The sequence below is a fragment of the Burkholderia glumae LMG 2196 = ATCC 33617 genome (assembly GCF_000960995.1).
In the GTDB taxonomy this organism is placed as follows: Bacteria; Pseudomonadota; Gammaproteobacteria; order Burkholderiales; family Burkholderiaceae; genus Burkholderia; species Burkholderia glumae.
Window position 1 is genome coordinate 2,731,115 of the sequence record NZ_CP009434.1, and the last position, 19,125, is coordinate 2,750,239.

Sequence of the window (19,125 nt, forward strand, 5' to 3'; positions counted from 1 at the left end):
TCGTGGCCGATCACTTCGGCTTGACGACTTCGGTCTGCTTGCCGGAGCCGCCGATCACGTCCTTCTTCCAGCGCTCGGTCCAGCCGGCCTTCTTCGCCATCACGGCGTTCCAGTCCACCGCAATCAGCTTCACGCCCGCGATCGCGCGCTTGACGGCCTCGCCGTTCTTGCCCGCCAGCGGCACGTCGCTGCGGCCCGGGATGCCGAACATGTCGGGCACCTTCGCCTGCACGTCGGCCGACATCAGGTAGTCGATCAGCTTCTTGCCTTCGTCGGGGTTCGGGCCGCCCTTGATCAGGCCGATCGCATACGGCAGCTGGAACGTGGTGGGCGCCTCGCCCGCCTTGGCCGAGAGGAACACCGGCTTGACCGACAGGCCGCCGTGCTCGGCGTCGTCGAGGTCCATCTGCAGGTCGCCGTTGGCCACGCTGATCTCGTTGCGCGAGAGCAGCACGTTCAGGTAGCCGGTGCCCTTGGTGTGGAACTTCACGCTGCGCTCCAGCCTGGCCAGGTAGTCGAACGCGGCGTCCTCGCCCATCAGCGTCGAGGTCAGGATGATCACGGCCATCCCGTCGCCGGCCGTGGCCGGGTTCGAGTAGGCGATCTTGCCGGCGTAGTCGGGCGAGAGCAGGTCCGCGAACGTCTTCGGCGGGTTCTTCACCACCTCCGGGTTCAGCGCGAACGAGAAGTAGTTGTTGACGAAGGTCGCCCACGAGCCGTCGGCCGCCTTCGCGATCGCCGGCACGTTCTTGTAGTTGGCGCTCTGGTAAGGCTGCAGCAGGCCGAACTGGCCCGCCTGCTGAATGAAGGGCGGCAGCGTGACGATCACGTCGGCCTTCGGCGAACCCTTCTCGACGTTCGCGCGGTTCACCACCTCGCCGCTGCCGGCCGTGACGATGTTCACCTTCACGCCTTCCTTCTTCTCGAACGCGGGCAGCACGTCGCGGTAGAGGTTCTCGAGGCCGTCTGCCGTGTACAGCACGACCGCGCCGGCCGCCTGCGCCGGCATCGCGAAGGCCTGCAGCAGCCCGGCGGCGCACGCCGCGAACGCCAGCTTGCGCATCGTCGTGCCGAACGAATTCTGGAATGTCATCTCGCTTCTCCGTGGGGCGGAAACATGTCGGGCCGGGCGCCTGCCGGCATCTGCCGTCTTCGAGGGCCGGCCTGGGGCCCGGCTGCACGCCGCCGGTCGCATCCATCGCGCCGGCGGCAAGCGAAGCATCACAGCGTTCGATGACAACTCCATGACGACACCACTTGACTCCACAAAATGACATATTTTGCCACTACGATGCGCGCATCCGGTGCGCCGACCGCCGCGCATCGCCCTTGCACCGCCCCGGAGGCAGCATGCGTTCCGACCACGACCCGATTCTCCTGACGCCCGGCCCGCTGACGACCTCGCCGGCCACGCGCCGCGCCATGCAACGCGACTGGGGCTCGTGGGACGCCGCCTTCAATCGTCTGACGCAGCAGGTCTGCGCCGACCTGCTGCGCATCGCCGGTGGCGACCACACCTATTGCTGCGTGCCGCTGCAGGGCAGCGGCACGTTCGCCGTCGAGGCCGCGCTCGGTACGCTGGTGCCGCGCGACGGCGTGGTGCTGGTGCCGAATCACGGCGCCTACTGCGCACGCATCGTCAGGATTCTCGACCGGCTCGGCATCGAGACCGTCGAGCTGCCGTTCGCCGAACACCAAGCCGTGAACGCCGCGCAGATCGAGGCACGGCTCGCCGCCGAGCCGCGCATCACGCACCTCGCGCTGGTGCACCTGGAAACCAGCGCCGGCATCCTCAATCCGCTCGCGGACGTCGCCGCGGCCTGCGCGCGGCACGGCACGCGGCTGATCGTCGATGCGATGAGTTCGTTCGGCGCGCTGCCGGTGGAGGTGGCCGCCCACGGCATCGACGCGCTCGTCTCGGCGAGCGGCAAATGCCTGGAAGGCGTACCGGGGATGGGTTTCGTGATCGTGCGGCGCGCCTTGCTGGCGCAGTGCGCGGGCCGCTCGCCGTCGCTCGCGCTCGACTTGCACGACCAGCAGGCCTACCTGCAGCGCACCGGGCAATGGCGCTTCACGCCGCCGACGCACGTGGTGGCCGCGCTGCACGAGGCGCTCGCGCAGTTCCACGCGCAAGGCGGCCAGCCGGCGCGCGGCGCGCGCTACGCGGCGAACTGCACCGCGCTGCTCGACGCCATGCGCGCGCTCGGCTTCGAACCGTTCCTGGCCGCCGAGGTGCAGGCCCCCGTGATCGTCACGTTCCATGCGCCGCGCGACCCCGCTTACGCGTTCGCGCCGTTCTACGCGGCCGTGCGCGAGGCCGGCTTCGTCCTGTATCCGGGCAAGCTCACGCAGGTGGAGACGTTTCGCGTGGGCTGCATCGGCGCGATCGACGCGCCGCAGATCCGCCGCGCCGTCGCGGCGATCGACGGCGCGCTGCGCGGGCTCGGAATCGCGATACGCTGAGGCCGCCGCAACCGCGCGTCGCGCCGGCCCCTGCTCACGAAAAAAGCCCGGCGCCGCCGAAGCGGAGCCGGGCCAGCCGGGCGGGTGGAGAATCTGCTACAGCACGATGCGCTTGATGTCGCCGACCACGAAGATGTAGGACAGCGCGCCGATCAGCGCGATCACGCCGATGAAGGCCAGCGCGCCCACGAACGAACCGGTCGCCGCGACGATCAGGCCGATCACCAGCGGCGTGATGATGCCGGCCAGGTTGGCGGCCAGGTTGAAGATCCCGCCCGTCACGCCGAGCAGCCCTTCCGGCGCGATGTCGGAAACCAGCGTCCAGCCGAGCGCGGCCATGCCCTGCGCGAAGAACGCCACCGACATGATGGCGATCACCGCCTCGTTGCTCTGCACGTAGTTGGCCAGCACGATGGTCGAGGTGAGCAGCAGGCCGGCGATGATCGGCAGCTTGCGCGCGACATTGGCCGACTTGCCGCGTCGCAGCAGATAGTCGGAGAAGAAGCCACCGAACATCACGCCGATCGAGGCCGCGATGAACGGCAACACCGCGAAAAAGCCGATCTTCAGCCACGCCATGTGGCGCTCCGTGGCGAGATAGGTCGGAAACCACGTCAGGAAGAACACCAGCGTCGAGTTGCCGGCGAACTGGCCGAGACAGATGCCGGCGAGCTGGCGCTTCTTCACCAGCCGGCCGGCCATGGCCCAGCTGAAGCGCGACGGTGCGGCCGTCGCGGCGCCCGCCCCGTTCGCGGCTTTTGGCGCGCCCGCCTCGCCGTCGATCAGGCCGCCGCCTTCGGCGATGTAGGCGAGTTCGGCCGCGTTCGCGCCCGGATGCTCGCGCGGCTCGCGGTAGAACCTCAGCCAGACGAGCCCGAACAGGATGCCCACGCCGCCCACCACCCAGAACAGCGAGCGCCAGCCGAACGCCCCCATCAGCGCGAACAGCACCGGGCTCAGGAACGCCAGGCCGACGTATTCGCCGACGGTATAGGTGCCGGTGGCCATCGCGCGCTCCTTCTGCGGAAACCAGGTGGCCACCACGCGGCTGTTGGTCGGGAAGCACGGCGCCTCGCTGAGGCCCAGGCCCAGCCGGCAGGCCAGCAGCGTGCCGACGCCATGCACGAAGCCCTGCAGCAGCGTGCAGAGCGACCAGAGCGTCATCGACAGGTAGTAGGTGAGCTTGCTGCCGAAGCGGTCGAGGAACAGACCGCCGGGGACCTGCGCGATCACGTAGGTCCACGAGAACGAGGAGAACATGATGCCCATCACCGCGGCGCCGATCCCGAGCTCCTTGGTGAGCGCGGGCGCGGCCACGCCGAGCACGGTGCGGTCGAGGTAGTTGATCATCGTGCCGAACGCGAGCAGCGCGAGGATCCGGTAGCGCGCCGAGGTGCGGCGCGCGGTACCGGCCGCCGGCGCGGAGGCGGCCGCGGCCGCGGACGGTTGGGGCGAGTGCTGCATCGTAGTCTCCTGATTCCTGATTATTGTGGTGACGGCAGTGGTAACGACGGTGGCGACGGCGAGCCCGGCCGGCTCGCCCTACTGCGCGACGAGGGTCTCGAAATGCGCGAGCATGCGCTCGGCGTCGGGCTCGCGGCCGGTGAAGATCTCGAACGCATCGACGGCCTGGAACACGGCCATTCCGCCGCCCGGCAGCGTCCGGCAGCCCGCCGCGCGCGCCACGCGCACCAGCTCGGTCTCCAGCGGAAAGTAGACGATGTCGGCCACCCACGGCCGCGTCGCGAGCAGATGGGCCGGCAGCGGCAGCCCGGGATGCTTGAGCATGCCGGTCGGCGTCGCGTGGATCAGGCCCGTGGCCGACGCCATCGCCGCGTCGAGCGCGCCGCCTGCCGTCACGCTCGCCGCCGGGAAGCGCGCCTGCAGCTCGGCCGCCAGCGAGTCCGCCCGCGCGGGCTCGACGTCGAACAACGTCAGCGCCTGCGCGCCGAGCATCAGCACCGCATGCGCCACCGCCGCGCCCGCGCCGCCCGCGCCGAGCTGCACGACGCGCTCCATCGGCGCGCCGGCCAGACCGCGCCGGAACGACTTCGCGAAGCCGGACCAGTCGGTGTTGTGGCCGCTGCGCTTGCCGCCCGCGAAACGCACGGTATTGACGGCACCGAGCGCGCGCGCGTCGTCCGACAGCGTGTCGAGATGCGCGATCACGCGCTGCTTGCACGGATGCGTGATGTTCAGGCCGTCGTAGCCCATCCGCTCGGCGGCGTCGAGCAGCTCGGGCAGCGCGTCCACGGTGAGGCCGAGCGCGTCGAGGTCGAGACGCCGGTAGACATAGTTGAAGCCCTGCAGGCCGCCTTCCCGCTCGTGCATCGCCGGCGACAGCGAGCCGCCGATGCCCTGCCCGATCAGGCCGATCAGAAACGACGTGCCGCTCATCGCACCGTCTCCTCGAGCAGCGCCGCGAGCCGCTGCAGCGCGAACTCGTAGCCTTGCGTGCCGCAGCCGCAGATCACGCCGCGCGCCACCGCCGACACATACGAGTGATGGCGGAACGCCTCGCGGTGGTAGACGTTCGAGATGTGAACCTCGATCACCGGCTTGTCGATCGCGGCCAGCGCGTCGGCCAGCGCGACCGAGGTATGCGTGTAGGCGGCCGGATTGATCACCACGCCGTCGATGCGCGTGCGCGCCTCGTGCAGCCAGTCGATCAGCTGGTGCTCGGCGTTCGACTGCCGGCATTCGATCTCGAGGCCGAGCGCGGCGGCGGCGGCAGCGCAGCGGCGCTCGACGTCGGCCAGCGTCTCGGCGCCGTAGATATGGGGCTGGCGCGTGCCCAGCAGGTTGAGGTTCGGTCCGTTGAGCACCAGGACCTTCGATTTCGACATGACGCACTGACTCCGGAAACAGGGAACGACCGACGATGACGCAGCATCGCGCAACACTTTTTGATGTGGAGCAAGTTTGCACGCTCGGCGCGACACTTGTCTTTCGGGGTTTATGCTTATTTGTACCATCTAGTTAGTTTGTATAATCCGCTTCATGTCTCAATAAAATCGGGATGTTGCGCGATCAGCGAACGCGGCCGGATTAACCCGCTGGTTCGCGGCCGGCTCGCCGGCGGGCTCGCCGCCGCCTCGATTCCTCGCAGGAATTCATCCATGAAGCGTTCGATCGCCACGGTGTCGCTGTCCGGCACGCTCGTCGAAAAACTCAACGCGATCGCCGCGGCCGGCTTCGACGGCGTGGAGATCTTCGAAAACGACCTGCTCTATTTCGACGGCTCGCCCGCCGACGTGCGCCGGATCGCGGCCGATCTCGGCCTCGAGATCGTGCTGTTCCAGCCGTTCCGCGATTTCGAGGGCGTCGATGCCGCCCAGCTCGCGCGCAATCTCGAGCGCGCGCGGCGCAAGTTCGACCTGATGCACGCGCTCGGCACCGACCGGATCCTGGTGTGCAGCAGCGTCTCGCCGCAGACCATCGCCGACGACGCGCTGCTGACCGAGCAGCTCGGCGCGCTGGCCGAGGCCGCGCGCGGCGCGGGCGTGATCGCCGCCTACGAGGCACTGGCCTGGGGCCGCGTGGTGAAGACCTACGGCCACGCGTGGCGGCTGGTGGACGCCGTGAACAGCCCGCACCTGGGCCTCGCGCTCGACAGCTTCCACACGCTGTCGCTCGACGACGATCCCGACGGCATCGCCGCGATCCCCGGCGAGCGGATCGCGTTCGTGCAGATCGCCGACGCGCCGAAGCTCGCGATGGACGTGCTCGAATGGAGCCGCCACTACCGCTCGTTCCCGGGCCAGGGCGACTTCGACCTCGCGCGCTTCACGGCGCGCGTGATCGAGTCGGGCTTCACGGGGCCGCTGTCGCTGGAGATCTTCAACGACGGCTTCCGCGCCGCGCCGACCGCGATCACGGCGGCCGACGGCCTGCGCTCGCTGCGGCACCTGGAGGACGTCACGCGCACGCGGCTGGCCGCCGAGGGCCGCGCGCCGGCGGCCGGCCAGCCGCTGTTCGCGCCGCCCGCCGCGCCCGCGCACGTCGGCTTCAAGTTCATCGAGTTCGCGGTGGACGCGGCGGCGGCGGAGAACGTGGCAGGCTGGCTCGGCCGGCTGCGCTTCCGGCTGGCGGGCCGGCACCGCTCCAAGCACGTCACGCTCTATCAGCACGGCGCCGCCTCGATCGTGCTGAACGCCGAGCCCGATTCGTTCGCGGACGCGTTCTTCCAGCGGCACGGGCTGTCGCTGTGCGCCTCGGCGTTCCAGGTGGACGACGCGAAGCGCGCCTTCGAGCGCGCGGCGAGCTTCGGCTTCGCGCCGTTCTCGGGACGCGTCGGGCCCAACGAGCGCGTGGTGCCGGGCGTGCAGGCGCCGGACGGCAGCCTGCATTACCTCGTCGACGAGCGGCCCGACGCGCCGACGCTCTACGAATCGGATTTCGTGCTGACCGAGATGGACGGGCCGAGCGAACCGGGGCCGCTGACCGGCATCGACCATGTCTGCCTTGCGCTGCCGGCCGACGCGCTCGACACCTGGGTGCTGTACCTGCGCACCGCGTTCGGCTTCGAGGCGGAAAAGAGCTGGCTGGTACCGGACCCGTATGGGCTGATGCGCAGCCGCGCCGTGCGCAGCCCGGACGGCAGCGTGCGGATCGCGCTGAACGCCTCGGTGGACCGCCACACGGCGGTGTTCGAATCGCTGGCCCGCTATCACGGCTCGGGGCTCAACCACGTCGCGTTCCGCACCGACGACATCGTCAAGGCAGTGGCCGAGGCGAGCGCCGACGGCGTGACGTTCCTGGCGATTCCGGGCAACTACTACGACGACCTGGCCGCGCGCTACGCGCTCTCGGACGCCTTCGTCGAGCTGCTGCGCCGCCATCACCTGCTGTACGACCGCGACGAACACGGTGGCGAATTCCTGCATGCCTACACGGAGCTGGTGGACGAGCGCTTCTCGTTCGAGATCGTCGAGCGCCGCGGCGGCTACGACGGCTACGGCGCCGCCAACACCGCGGTGCGGCTGGCCGCGCAGGCGCAGCGCAGGAAGTGAGGCTCACGGCACCGGGGCCGCCGAGCGGCGAAGCACGGCAATGCCGGCCGTGCGGCCGGCGTCCGCCCCGCCGTTACAAGCCGTAACTTCGCGGCTCGCCGGCCGCGCCCGGCCCGGTCGAATTTTAAGAATCGCTTAAGCCTCGATCGTCACACTTCGCCTCCAATCGTTATCAAGATCAAACAGGAGGTTTGCAATGAGCGCCAACGAAGCACCCGGCCGCCCGGCCAGCCCCCTTTCGCGTCCGAAGACGATGCTGCGGCGCCTGCTCAGCCATCACGAGATCGCGACACTGCTCGTGCTGCTGCACGCGCCGATCTCCGCCAACGCCAAACCCGAACTGCCGGCCTTGCAGGAAGCCGGCCTCGTCGAAATGGTCGGCAACGATGCCGACGCCCCCACCTTCCGGCTCACGGCCGACGGCACGGCCGTCCTGAAGGGGCTCGGCCTGCGCTGATGCGCCCACGGCGCGCGGCCTGCCCGCTTGCCGCTTGCTTGCGGTTCGCTCTCTCGCCGGGCCCCGGGCGCGTCTTCGGCCGGCGCCGGCCGACTTGACCGTTAGTTGCTCTCGATGGTGCTCTCGACGGTGCTCTCGCTGGCGGCGGACGGCGGCATCCTGCCCACATCAGGCCCGCAGCCGGGCGCGCGACTCGCACTCTCCCGCTCCACGCCCACCGTCGCCCGTTCCGGACCGGATCGATACCTCGCCGCCCGAGGCTTCAGGCGTCGCGTTCCGCCTGCAACATCATCCGGTACTCGGTCGGCGTGACGCCGACGGTCGCCTTGAACTGGCGCGAGAACGCGCTGTGATCGGTGTAGCCGCATCGCGCGGCCACGTCCGTGACCTTCTCGTGCGTGACGAGCAGGGCGGTGGCCGCGTCGAGCCGCGTCTTCAGCAGCACCTGGCGCGGCGTCAGGTGGAACACCTTGTGGAAATAGCGTTCGAGCTGCGCGACCGACATCCCGGCCATCGCCGCGAGCTGCTTCAGGTTCAGCGGCTGCACGTAATGCGACTGGATGTACCGCACGACGTCGGCGAGCCGGCCGTAGGCCGGATGCGAGCCCTCGTCGGCCTTCAGGTCGCGCGAGATGCCGGCCAGCCCCACCACCCGGCCGTGCGCATCGCGCAGCGGCTGCTTGGTGGTCAGGCACCAGCCGGGCTGCCGGCCCGGATACAGATGCAGCTCGAGCTGGTCGGCCAGCGGCTGGCCGGCGTGGATCGCGGCCATGTCCTGTTCGAGGTAGCTGCGCCCGAAGCGGCGCGGGAACACCTGCTCGGTGGTCTTGCCGTACAGCCCGCTCGTCTCCTTGAAGCCGCAGCGCTGCGCGAGCGTGCGATTGGCCAGCACGTAGCGGCCCTGGACGTCCTTCACGAAGAAGGCGACGTCGGGCAGCGCGTCGAGCACCGGCGCGAGCAGCGAGAAATGCGCGAGCATCGCGTCGAGCCCCGGCGCCGCGCCGGGCGGCGGGCGCAGCGCGTCGGCGAGCGGCATGGCGGCGGAGGGAGCGGCAGGAGGCGTCATCGCGGTGGCGGAGTGCGGGCGGCGGGTGCGTCGATTCTATCGGAGCGTGCGCTCGACGCTGCGCCGGGCCCGCGCTACCGGACCGCCTCGCCGGCGAGCGCGGCCAGCGTGGCGACCCGCACCGGCGCGAACGGCGGCCGCGGCACGGCTTCCTGCCAATCGAGCAGCACGCCGGCCGCCGCGCCGCAGACGCGGCCCTGGCAAGCGCCCATCCCGCAGCGCGTCAGCAGCTTGGCGTCGCGCGCGTCGGCATGGGCGCGCGCGGCGCCGATCGTCACGTCCTCGCAGCGGCACAGCAGCGTGTCGTCGGGCGGCAGCGCGCGCGCCGCGTCGCCGAGCGCGAACGCCGCCGCGACGCGCGCCGCGAACCCGCGCCAGACCTCGCGCTCGCGCACGAGCGCTGCGAAGCGCGCGGCATCTGCGGCGCCGTCGGCCGCCGCGAGCCCGGCGATGGTGCCCTCGACGCGTGCCAGCTCCATCCCGCCGATGCCGGTGCTCTCGCCGGCCGCGTACACCGCGTCGAGCGAGGTGCGCTGCCGCGCATCGACCAGCACCGCGCCGCCGCGCACCTCGCAGCCGAGCGCGCGCGCCAGCGTCAGGTTCGGCAACAGCCCGTAGCCGCAGGCGAGCCGGTCGCATTCGATCACGCGCGAGCCGCCGCCGTCCGTCTCGATCCGCACGGCTTCCACGCGCGCCTCGCCGTGCGCGGCGCGCACCACGCTGCCGGTCAGGTATGCGCTGCCGGCGAAACCGCGCGTGAGCCTCGCGGCCTGCCAGAGCTTGGACGGCGTGGCCAGCAGCGACAGCCCGAAGCGGCGCACGGCGCGCGCCGGCGCCTGTTCGAGCACCGCGGCCACGCGCGCGCCGGCCGCGCGCGCCGTCGCGTAGGCGGCGACCAGCAGCGGGCCGCTGCCGGCGATCACGATCCGCTCGCCGCGCACCGGCACGCCGCTCTTGATCAGCGCCTGCAGGCCGCCCGCGCCCGTCACGCCGGGCAGCGTCCAGCCGGGAAACGGCAGCAGCAGCTCGCGCGCGCCGGTGGCCACCACCAGGCGCCCGTAGCGCAGCGTCGCGCCGCCCGCGGCGGTCTCGACGAGCAGGCCGCGCTCCGGCAGCGCGGCCACCACGCGGGCGCCCGAGACCGGCTCGACGCCGCTCGCGCGCAGCGCGCCGAGCGCCTCCACGAGCGGCGCGGCGGCCGGAAACACCGGCCCCTGGCGCCAGACCTGGCCGCCGGGATGCGGATTGTCGTCGAGCAGCGCGACGCTGGCGCCCTCGCCGGCGGCGGCCCGCGCGGCGGCGAGCCCTGCCGGCCCGGCGCCGACGATCACCACGTCGTAATGCGGCTTCATGATGGGGAGTTCCAGGTCGTGTCGATCGTCATGCCCTCGCGGCACGGCGTCTGGCAGGCCAGCACGTGGGCGCGGCCGTCCACCGACACGCGGCATTCGTGGCAGATGCCCATGCCGCAGAGCATGGTGCGCGGCGCGCCGCCGACCGAGGTGCGCGTGCCGCGCACGCCCTGCACGAGCGCGAGCGCGGCCGCGACGGTGGCGCCCTCGGGCACGCGGCAGGCGCGCCCGTCGATGGTCACGCCGAGCGCGGCGGCAGCGGTCCGGATGGGCTTGCGATCAGGCATGGGCGGCTCCGGCAAGCGGCCGGGACGGGCTGTAGGGTTCGGGAGGAATCGGCGGCTCGCCGCCCGCCAGCTGGGCGGCGATCAGCTCCGCCGTGGCCAGCGAGGTCGTCACGCCGAGCCCTTCGTGGCCGGTGGCGAGCCATACGCCGGGCCGCTCCGCCACCGGGCCGATCAGCGGCAGCCCGTCCGGCGTCGCGGCGCGAAAGCCGGTCCAGGCACGCAGCGCGCTCAGGTCCGCGAGCCCCGGCAGGTACTGCTGCGCGCGCGCCAGCATGCGCGCCAGCACCGGCATCTCGACGGCCGGATCGGTGGTGCCGAACTGGCGCGACGAGCCGATCAGGATCTGCCCGGTGGGGCGCGGCTGCGCGTTGAACGCCACCGAGGTGCCCTGGGCATGATGCGCGCTCTTGATATAGCCGAGTTCGAGCAGCTGGTGCGTGATCGCGCCCGGATAGCGGTCGGTGATCAGCAGGTGGCCCTTCTTCGGCTGCAGCGCGACGCCGTCGACGAGCCGGGCCGCGGCGAGCCCGTTGGCGACGACCACCTGCGCCGCGTCCAGCGTCTCGCCGCCGGCCAGCCGCACCGTCGTGCCGTCGAGCGCGACGGCGGCGCAGCGCAGGCGCAGCCGGATGCGCGCGGCGCCGGGCGAGTGCCTGAGCAGCCATTCGGCCGCCGACGGCGCGTAGACGATTCCGTCGCCGTCCACCAGCAGCCCGCCCGCGAGCCCCGCCGCGAGCATCGGCTCGCGCGCGCCCAGCGCGGCCGCATCGAGCACCTCGGCCGAGACGCCGGCCGCGGCGTAGCCGTCGCGCATCGCGCGCGCGGCCTCCAGTTCCTCGTCGTCGGCGGCCACCCAGAGCGTGCCGCAGCGCAGATAGGCATCGCACTGGCGCAACTGCGGCGCGAGCGCGCGCCACCGTGCGAGCGAGCGGCGCGACAGCGCGAGTTCGGCCGGCGTGTCGTTCATCACGACCAGATGGCCCATGCCCGCCGCGGTCGCGCCGCCGCCGATGCCGCCCGCGTCGAGCACCTCCACGTCGAGGCCGCGCGCGGCCAGCTCGGCCGCGCAGGCCGCGCCGACGATGCCGGCGCCGATCACGATCACGTCCGCGCGTGCCATCAGCCGAGCCGGATCCCGTTCGCGAACGGATCGCGCGCGTCGAAGCAGAGCCGCCCCTCGGCCATCACGTAGGCCTGCCCGGTCAGGGTGGGCATGATCGCGGGCTCCCCTTCCACCGGCTCGGCATGGTGCGCGTAGCGCAGCTCGAACACGCTGCCGATCACGCTCTCCTGCCGCCACGGCGCGCCTGCGGCGAGCTTGCCGTCGGCCGCGAGGCAGGCCGCCTTGGCGCTCGTGCCGGTGCCGCACGGCGAGCGGTCGTAGGCGTCGCCGGGGCACAGCACGAAGCTGCGGCTGTCCAGGTGCGGCTGCGACGGCGGCCCGAACAGCTCGATATGGTCGATCAGCGCGCCGTGCGCGCCGGTAATGCCGGCCGCGATCAGCGCGTCGCGCGTCGCGCCCGAGAACGCCGTCAGCGCCTTCAGCTGCGCGGGCTCGACGCGCTGCCGGTGCTCGCGGTCCGACACCAGGAAGAACCAGTTGCCGCCCCAGGCGATGTCGCCCGTGAGCGGGCCGTGGCCCGGCACCTCCACGGTCACGTCGCGGCGGTAGCGATAGGCCGGCACGTTGCGCACCGACACCGAGCCGTCCGGGTTCAGCGTGGCCTCGACGATGCCCACCGGCGTCTCGATCCGGTGCACGCCCGGCCCGATCCGGCCCAGGTGCGCGAGCGAGACCACCAGGCCGATGGTGCCGTGGCCGCACATGCCGAGATAGCCGACGTTGTTGAAGAAGATCACGCCGGCCGCGCAGCTCGGATCGTCGCTCTCGCAGAGCAGCGCGCCGACCATCACGTCGGAGCCGCGCGGCTCGGTGACCACCGCCGCGCGCCAGTCGTCGTGATCGCGGCGCAGGCGTTCGAGCCGTTCGGCGAGCGGCCCGCGGCCGAGATCCGGCCCCCCGGACACGACGAGGCGGGTAGGTTCACCGCCCGTGTGCGAATCGATGAATTCGAGTGTTTTCATGCCGCTATCGTAGGAACGCGCGGCGCCCGGCGTCTTGGCGCCATTACGCGCACGCCATGACGAAATCAGCACAGTCAGGGAAACCGCGCATATGCTGATTTCGTCATTTCGCGCGCACGTTGCACGCAAGACTCCGCCTTTTTCGCTACCTAGACTGCGCAGGAGTCGTTCGTTTTCGCGGCAATTCCGGCTGGCCGGCCGGTGTCACGCAGCCATCCCGGCGCCGATCCCGCGATTCGCCGATTTCAGCACAGTAGAGGGCAGCGGCACGCCGCCCTCCCGCGATCGCCAACAAGCCGGCGCACGCGCGCCGGCCACAGCAGTCAAAAGGGGAATCGAAAGTGAAGGTGAAGATCTCGCATATCGCGCTTGCCGCAGCCGCCGCCCTCGCCGGCGCGGCCACGCCGGCCCTGGCCGGCGATGCCGTCAAGATCGGCTTCGCCGCGCCGCTGACCGGCACCCAGTCGAACTACGGCACCGACATGCAAAAGGGCGTGCAGCTCGCGATCGACGATTTCAACGCGACCAAGCCGGTGATCGGCGGCAAGCCCGTCACCTTCGTGCTCGACTCGCAGGACGACCAGGCCGACCCGCGCACCGGCACGACGGTGGCGCAGCGGCTGATCGACAGCAACGTCGCCGGGATCATCGGCCACTTCAACTCGGGCACCAGCATCCCGGCCTCGGACCTCTACGAGCGCGCGGGGCTGCCGCAGATCTCGATGGCCACCTCCCCGCAATACACGGCGCGCGGCTACAAGACCACCTTCCGGCTGCTGACGAGCGACGCGCAGGCCGGCCGCATCGTCGGCAACTACGTCGTCAACACGCTGCACTACAAGCGCGTGGCGATCATCGACGACCGCACCGCCTACGGCCAGGGCATCGCGGACGAATTCGCCGACGCCGTGCAGAAGGCGGGCGGCACCATCATCAAGCGCGACTTCACCAACGACAAGGCGCTCGACTTCTCGGCGATCCTGACCAACCTGAAGGGGATGAGCCCCGACGCGGTGTTCTACGGCGGCGGCGACGCGCAATCGTCGCCGATGATCCGCAAGATGCGCCAGCTCGGCATCAAGGCCGCGTTCGTGACGGGCGAGATGTCGAAGTCGCCGACCTTCCTGAAGGTGGGCGGCACGGCGGCCGAGGGCGCGATCGTCTACATGGGCGGCCTGCCGAAGGAAAAGATGCCCGGCTTCGCGGGCTTCGAGCAGCGCTACAAGGCACGCTTTCACGAGGACGTGGTGACCTACTCGCCCTATTCGTACGACGGCACGATCGCGCTGCTGACGGCGATGAAGAACGCGAACTCGACCGACCCGAAGGTCTATGGCCCCTATGTCGACAAGGTGTCGGTGAAGGGCGTGTCGGCCCCCACCATCTCCTACGACGCGAAGGGCGACCTGCGCGACGCGCCGGTCACCATCTACCGCGTCGACCACGGCGCGTTCAAGGCCGTCGATACCATCGCCGGGAACTGAGAGCCGGCCGGGCCGCCGCCGCGGGCCGGCTCGCCCCTCCAGGACTCCTGAGCTTGGCCCGCCCCGCCGCCGCCGCGCTCGCGTGCGGCCCGGCCGGCGGCGGCGCCGGCGCCCGCCACGGCTGGCCGCCGGCCTCGATCACGTGCTTGGACGGCGCGCCCGCCCGGATGGGGTTGCCGGCCGCAGCAAGGCTGCCGGGCGAGGTGCCGGGCAAGGTGCCGAAGCGGGCTGCTTAACCGTTCGGTTCACGCCGACCATGCGGTTTTCCCTGTGTCGGAACGCCGCACTTCATCCTGTAGAATCCAGCGACCCGCCTGTCCGTCGTCCCCGCGTGTCCTCGCTCCCGGCCGCGCAGCCCGGGCCGCGCGCCGATCCGGCGCACCGCGCGGGACGCTTGACGGTGTCGCGCGCCGCGCCCGCCGCAAAACTCGAATATCGATCGTCCAGACCATGCAAGCATACGAAACGAGCCACGCGCAAACCGCTGCCGCCGAGCGCCCCCTCACGCGCAGCGATTACAAGACCCTCGGCCTCGCGGCGCTCGGCGGTGCCCTGGAGTTCTACGACTTCATCATCTTCGTGTTCTTCGCACCGGCGATCGGGCAGCTGTTCTTCCCGCACGACATTCCGGACTGGCTGCGCCAGTTGCAGACTTTCGGCATCTTCGCGGCCGGCTATCTGGCGCGCCCGCTCGGCGGCATCATCATGGCGCACTTCGGCGACCTGGTCGGGCGCAAGCGGATGTTCACGCTGAGCGTGCTGCTGATGGCGATCCCGACGCTGCTGATGGGCCTGCTGCCCACCTTCGACACGATCGGCATCCTCGCCCCGGTGCTGCTGCTGCTGTTCCGCATCCTGCAGGGCGCGGCGGTGGGCGGAGAAGTGCCGGGCGCCTGGGTGTTCGTGTCCGAACACGTGCCCGGCAGCCGCATCGGCTACGCCTGCGGCACGCTCACGGCGGGCCTGACGGCCGGCATCCTGCTCGGCTCGCTGGTGGCCGCCAGCGTCACCGCGCACTTCTCGCAGGCCGAGATCGCCGCCTACGCGTGGCGCCTGCCGTTCCTGCTCGGCGGCGTGTTCGGCATGTTCTCCGTCTACCTGCGCCGCTGGCTGCACGAGACGCCGGTGTTCGCCGAGCTGCAGGCGCGCAAGGCGCTGGCCGCCGAGATTCCGCTCAAGGCCGTGCTGCGCGATCACGGCCGCGCGGTGCTGGTCTCGATGGTGCTGACCTGGATGCTGTCGGCCGCGATCGTGGTGGTGATCCTGATGACGCCGACGCTGCTGCAAAAGCAGCTGCACATCCCCGCGGCCACCGCGCTGTTCGCCAACAGCATCGCCACGCTGTGCCTGACGATCGGCTGCGTGACGGCGGGCGCGCTGGCCGACCGCTTCGGCGCGAAGGCGGTGCTGGTGGCGGGCTCGCTGCTGTTGGCCGCCAGCTTCTGCACGCTGTATGCGCGGGTGGCCGCCGACGCCTCGACGCTGGTGCCGCTCTACGCGCTCACCGGCTTCCTGGTGGGCACCGTGGGCGCGGTGCCCACCGCCATGGTGCGCAGTTTCCCGGCCGTGATCCGCTTTTCCGGCATCTCGTTCTCGTACAACGTCGCTTACGCGATTTTCGGCGGGCTCTCGCCGGTGATCGTGTCGCTGATGATCAAATCGAACCCGTTCGCACCGACCGCCTATGTCGGCGCGGTCTGCGTGATCGGCGCACTCGGCGCGCTTTGCGCGCGCAGCGTGCGCTGAGCGGCGGGAGCCGGCCGCTTCGTGGTCCGCCCGGGGCGCCTCGCGGCGCCCTTTTTCATGCCCGGCGCCCATGCGAGGCGCGGCCGAGGCGGGACCTCAGCGCAACAAGCCGTAGCCCTGCGGGCGCCGCACGCCGTCGATGCTCGCCCCGCCCGCGCCCGTCACGAACAGCAGCAGGAAGCCGCCCGCGATCGCGACGTTCTTCCAGAAATGGACCACCAGGTCGTGCTGCGCGGCGGGGTTGGTCGCGTCCCAGAAGTTGTGGCCGATCACGGCGGTGAGGATGGTATAGGCCGCGAGCAGCAGCGCGAGCGGCTTCACGCGATAGCCGACGATCAGCAGCAGCGCGCCGAGCCCCTCGACGGCCACCGCCAGCGGCGCGGCGAACTGCGGAAACGGCACGTAGAGGTGCTTCAGGTAAGCGACGAATTCGCCGTAGCCGAACAGTTTCATCGCGCCGCCCCACAAGAACAGGGCCGCCATCAACAGCCTCGCGATGAAGATCACGCCGGAATCGACGGAACGCGTCATGTCTTTCTCTCCTCTGGTTCGGCGCGAGCCGCCGACGGCGGCCGTCGAGACTCGCAAATGCGCCAGAATAAAAAGATTCCGAGCGGCGTTCCAAGCAAAAGGTTGTAGCAAATCTTTACACCGGATGGCGGCCGGAGGGAAATTTCCCATGGTCGAACCGGCGAAACAGGTATGCGATTTTCCCCATTTGGCGCACCGGCGCGTCACGCACGGGCAAGCGTTGCCGATCTCGCGGCCGGCCCAAGCGGAAAAATTTTCCTCGCCGGCCGCGCGCCGATCCTGCGGCCGGCCACACAAAAAATTTTCCGCCTGCGACTAACGCCTGCCGGACGGCATCCGCGCCTGCTAGGCTTTCGATTCCCGCTCGCCTGCGCCATGCGCTCATGCCCGTGTCCCCGTCGAATGCACTCGATATCGCCCGGCTCGCCGTCAGCGTCTTCACGCCGCTGTCGGTCACCGCGCTCGGCTGGCTGATCAGCCGCCGGCTCAAGCGGCTCGAACTGGTGCAGTGGACCAACCAGAAGCTGATCGAGAAGCGTCTTGCGATCTACGACATCATCGCCCCGCAGCTCAACGCGCTGCTCTGCTTCTATACGTGGGTCGGCTACTGGAAGGACATCTCGCCCGACGACGTGATCCGCATCAAGCGCGACCTCGACAGGACGCTGCATGTCTACCGCCATCTGTTCGACGACGAGGTCTATCACGCCTATCACGCGCTGATGCTCGCGCTGTTCGACGTGCACTCGGGCGCCGGGCGCGACGCGCGGATTCGCTCGCTCGTCACCGGGCCGAACGGTGATCGCACCGTGCATGGCAACTATGCGTGGCACGCGAGCTGGAGCGAGCGCTTCGCGATCGCGAAGGTGCTGCCCGGCGACGAGATCCAGTCCCGCTACTACCGGCTGATGGACGCCTTGCGCGGCTCGCTCGGCGCGAACCGGTGAACCGCGGCCCGGCCGCCTGCCGCCCATGTTGCGCGCCCCAATGACAACGCCCGCCGGAGCGCGGCGGGCGTGACGGGTTCGAGGCCGTCCGAGTGACGGCCGCGCCGGCCCCGGCCGATCAGGTCACCGGGGCCGGGTTGAACAGCGTCAGCGCGTTGGCCAGCTTCCACTGCTCGGCCCAGGTCTTGCGCCCGCTCGCGACGTCGAGCATCAGGTGGAACAGCTCCCAGCCCACCTCCTCGATGGTCTTCTCGCCGGTGGCGATGCTGCCGGCGTTCAGGTCCATCAGATCGTGCCAGCGGCGCGCCAGGTCGCTGCGCGTGGCGACCTTGATCACCGGCACCTGGGCCAGGCCGTAGGGCGTGCCGCGGCCCGTCGTGAAGATGTGCAGGTTCATGCCGGCGGCGAGCTGCAGGGTGCCGCAGATGAAGTCGCTGGCCGGCGTGGCGGTGTAGAGCAGCCCCTTGCCCCTGGCGCGCTCGCCCGGGCTCACCACGCCCGAGATCGCCGAGCTGCCCGACTTCACGATCGAGCCCATCGCCTTTTCGACGATGTTGGACAGTCCGCCCTTCTTGTTGCCGGGCGTGGTGTTGGCGCTGCGATCCACCCGACCGCGCTGCAGATAGGCGTCGTACCAGGCCATCTCGCGGATGATCTCGCGCGCGACCTGCTCGTTCGCGGCCCGCGAGGTGAGCTGGGCCACGCCGTCGCGCACTTCGGTCACCTCCGAGAACATGATGGTCGCGCCGGCGCGCACCAGCAGGTCGGCCGCGAAGCCCACCGCCGGATTCGCGGTCAGGCCCGAGAACGCGTCGCTGCCGCCGCACTGCACGCCCACCACCAGCTCCGCGGCCGGCACGGTCTCGCGGCGGCGCCGGTTCAGGCGCTCCAGATGCTGCTCGGCCATCGTCACGATCGAGTCTATCATCGACATGAAGCCGACGTGCGCCGCATCCTGCAGGCACACCACGCCGCCGTTGTCGGGCTTGTCCGCCGCCACCGGGATCACGCCGGCCGGCAGCAGCCGCTCGGGCTGCAGCTTCTCGCAGCCGAGGCTCACCACCATCACCTCGCCGCCGAAGTTCGGATTCATGCTGATGTTGCGCAGCGTGCGGATCGGAATCTCGGCGCCGGGCGCCTCGATCGCGACGCCGCAGCCGTAGGTGTGCTCGAGCCCCACCACCCCGTCGACGTTCGGGTAGCGCGGCAGCAGCTCGCGCCGGATTCGCTCGACGGCGAACTCCACCACGCCCGACACGCACTGCACGGTGGTGGTGATCGCCAGGATGTTGCGCGTGCCGACCGAGCCGTCCGCGTTGCGGTAGCCCTCGAACGTGTAGCCCTCGAGCGGGGCCTGCTCGGGGGCCTTCCTGGTGGCGAGCGGCAGGTCGTCCAGGCCGGGCGGCTCGGGCATGCGCAGCGTGCGCTCGTTCACCCAGCTGCCGCGCGGCAGGTCCTTCGCCGCGTAGCCGATCACGACGTGGTAGCGCAGCACCGGATCGCCTTCCTTCAGATCGACCAGCGCAACCTTGTGCCCTTGCGGGACGCCTTCGCAGAGCGTCAGCCCGTCGGCGAACTGCGAGCCGGCGGGCAGCCCGCCGTCGTTGACCACGATCGCGACGTTGTCGTCCGGGTGGACGCGAATGTAGAGAGGGGACTGGGACATCAGGGGAAATCCTCGTTGCAACGCGCAGT

18 protein-coding genes are annotated in these 19,125 nt (G+C 70.7%); 6 read left to right on the plus strand and 12 right to left on the minus strand.

The genetic code is table 11. The annotated features are described in order from the left end of the window. Window positions 1–10 precede the first annotated feature (10 nt). Window positions 11–1,093, minus strand: a complete 1,083-nt coding sequence (gene phnS, locus KS03_RS12165) for a 2-aminoethylphosphonate ABC transporter substrate-binding protein (protein ID WP_012733244.1) — start codon at window positions 1,091–1,093, stop codon at window positions 11–13. 257 nt (window positions 1,094–1,350) lie between these two features. Here phnS and KS03_RS12170 point away from each other — a divergent pair, with 257 nt between their 5' ends. Further along, window positions 1,351–2,463, plus strand: a complete 1,113-nt coding sequence (locus KS03_RS12170) for a 2-aminoethylphosphonate--pyruvate transaminase (protein ID WP_012733243.1) — start codon at window positions 1,351–1,353, stop codon at window positions 2,461–2,463. A 96-nt stretch (window positions 2,464–2,559) separates the two neighbouring features. Here the strand turns inward: KS03_RS12170 and KS03_RS12175 are convergent, their stop codons facing one another. From KS03_RS12175 to KS03_RS33070, 4 genes are all read right to left on the minus strand, one after another. Further along, the gene (locus KS03_RS12175; protein WP_012733242.1) at window positions 2,560–3,927 is read right to left on the minus strand and encodes an MFS transporter; all 1,368 of its coding nucleotides are present in this window, start codon (window positions 3,925–3,927) and stop codon (window positions 2,560–2,562) included. Window positions 3,928–4,005: 78 nt separating this feature from the next. After that, window positions 4,006–4,860, minus strand: a complete 855-nt coding sequence (locus KS03_RS12180) for a shikimate dehydrogenase (RefSeq protein WP_012733241.1) — start codon at window positions 4,858–4,860, stop codon at window positions 4,006–4,008. Next, entirely contained in the window at window positions 4,857–5,309 is a 453-nt protein-coding gene (gene aroQ, locus KS03_RS12185; protein WP_012733240.1) for a type II 3-dehydroquinate dehydratase, read from the minus strand. Before aroQ ends, KS03_RS12180 begins: the two co-directional genes overlap by 4 nt. A 152-nt stretch (window positions 5,310–5,461) precedes the next feature. Further along, window positions 5,462–5,584, minus strand: coding sequence for a hypothetical protein (locus KS03_RS33070; protein ID WP_254985467.1), 123 nt, complete (start codon window positions 5,582–5,584; stop codon window positions 5,462–5,464). Between KS03_RS33070 and KS03_RS12190 the strand changes: the two genes are divergently transcribed. Continuing rightward, window positions 5,583–7,475, plus strand: coding sequence for a bifunctional sugar phosphate isomerase/epimerase/4-hydroxyphenylpyruvate dioxygenase family protein (locus tag KS03_RS12190; RefSeq protein WP_012733239.1), 1,893 nt, complete (start codon window positions 5,583–5,585; stop codon window positions 7,473–7,475). The two genes, KS03_RS33070 and KS03_RS12190, sit on opposite strands and share 2 nt — an antisense overlap. Window positions 7,476–7,671: 196 nt before the next feature. After that, entirely contained in the window at window positions 7,672–7,932 is a 261-nt protein-coding gene (locus tag KS03_RS12195; RefSeq protein ID WP_012733238.1) for a hypothetical protein, read from the plus strand. A 262-nt stretch (window positions 7,933–8,194) separates the two neighbouring features. On the opposite strand, the gene KS03_RS12200 is transcribed toward KS03_RS12195, so the two are convergent. From KS03_RS12200 to KS03_RS12220, 5 genes are all read right to left on the minus strand, one after another. Next, entirely contained in the window at window positions 8,195–8,968 is a 774-nt protein-coding gene (locus tag KS03_RS12200) for an AraC family transcriptional regulator (RefSeq protein ID WP_012733237.1), read from the minus strand. Window positions 8,969–9,072: 104 nt separating this feature from the next. Then, window positions 9,073–10,350, minus strand: a complete 1,278-nt coding sequence (locus KS03_RS12205) for an FAD-dependent oxidoreductase (RefSeq protein ID WP_012733236.1) — start codon at window positions 10,348–10,350, stop codon at window positions 9,073–9,075. Next, the gene (locus KS03_RS12210; RefSeq protein ID WP_012733235.1) at window positions 10,347–10,637 is read right to left on the minus strand and encodes a 2Fe-2S iron-sulfur cluster-binding protein; all 291 of its coding nucleotides are present in this window, start codon (window positions 10,635–10,637) and stop codon (window positions 10,347–10,349) included. The genes KS03_RS12205 and KS03_RS12210 overlap by 4 nt, the downstream gene beginning before the upstream one ends. Beyond that, complete coding sequence (locus KS03_RS12215; RefSeq protein WP_012733234.1) at window positions 10,630–11,757, minus strand: NAD(P)/FAD-dependent oxidoreductase; 1,128 nt, start codon at window positions 11,755–11,757, stop codon at window positions 10,630–10,632. The genes KS03_RS12210 and KS03_RS12215 overlap by 8 nt, the downstream gene beginning before the upstream one ends. Further along, on the minus strand, window positions 11,757–12,722 hold the full coding sequence (locus KS03_RS12220) for a 4-hydroxyproline epimerase (protein WP_012733233.1): 966 nt from the start codon (window positions 12,720–12,722) through the stop codon (window positions 11,757–11,759). The genes KS03_RS12215 and KS03_RS12220 overlap by 1 nt, the downstream gene beginning before the upstream one ends. Before the next feature lie 341 nt (window positions 12,723–13,063). Here KS03_RS12220 and KS03_RS12225 point away from each other — a divergent pair, with 341 nt between their 5' ends. Then, complete coding sequence (locus KS03_RS12225; RefSeq protein ID WP_012733232.1) at window positions 13,064–14,206, plus strand: branched-chain amino acid ABC transporter substrate-binding protein; 1,143 nt, start codon at window positions 13,064–13,066, stop codon at window positions 14,204–14,206. Window positions 14,207–14,656: 450 nt separating this feature from the next. Next, the gene (locus KS03_RS12230; protein ID WP_012733231.1) at window positions 14,657–15,952 is read left to right on the plus strand and encodes an MFS transporter; all 1,296 of its coding nucleotides are present in this window, start codon (window positions 14,657–14,659) and stop codon (window positions 15,950–15,952) included. Between the two features lie 96 nt (window positions 15,953–16,048). On the opposite strand, the gene KS03_RS12235 is transcribed toward KS03_RS12230, so the two are convergent. Beyond that, window positions 16,049–16,483 carry a DoxX family protein gene (locus KS03_RS12235; protein ID WP_012733230.1) on the minus strand — a complete coding sequence of 145 codons (435 nt, stop codon included), beginning with the start codon at window positions 16,481–16,483 and terminating at the stop codon, window positions 16,049–16,051. Window positions 16,484–16,866: 383 nt separating this feature from the next. Here KS03_RS12235 and KS03_RS12240 point away from each other — a divergent pair, with 383 nt between their 5' ends. After that, complete coding sequence (locus KS03_RS12240) at window positions 16,867–17,430, plus strand: hypothetical protein (protein ID WP_012733229.1); 564 nt, start codon at window positions 16,867–16,869, stop codon at window positions 17,428–17,430. 118 nt (window positions 17,431–17,548) lie between these two features. Here the strand turns inward: KS03_RS12240 and garD are convergent, their stop codons facing one another. After that, window positions 17,549–19,096: a galactarate dehydratase gene (garD, locus tag KS03_RS12245; RefSeq protein WP_012733228.1), complete on the minus strand. Its 1,548-nt coding sequence runs from the start codon at window positions 19,094–19,096 to the stop codon at window positions 17,549–17,551. Window positions 19,097–19,125 lie beyond the last annotated feature (29 nt).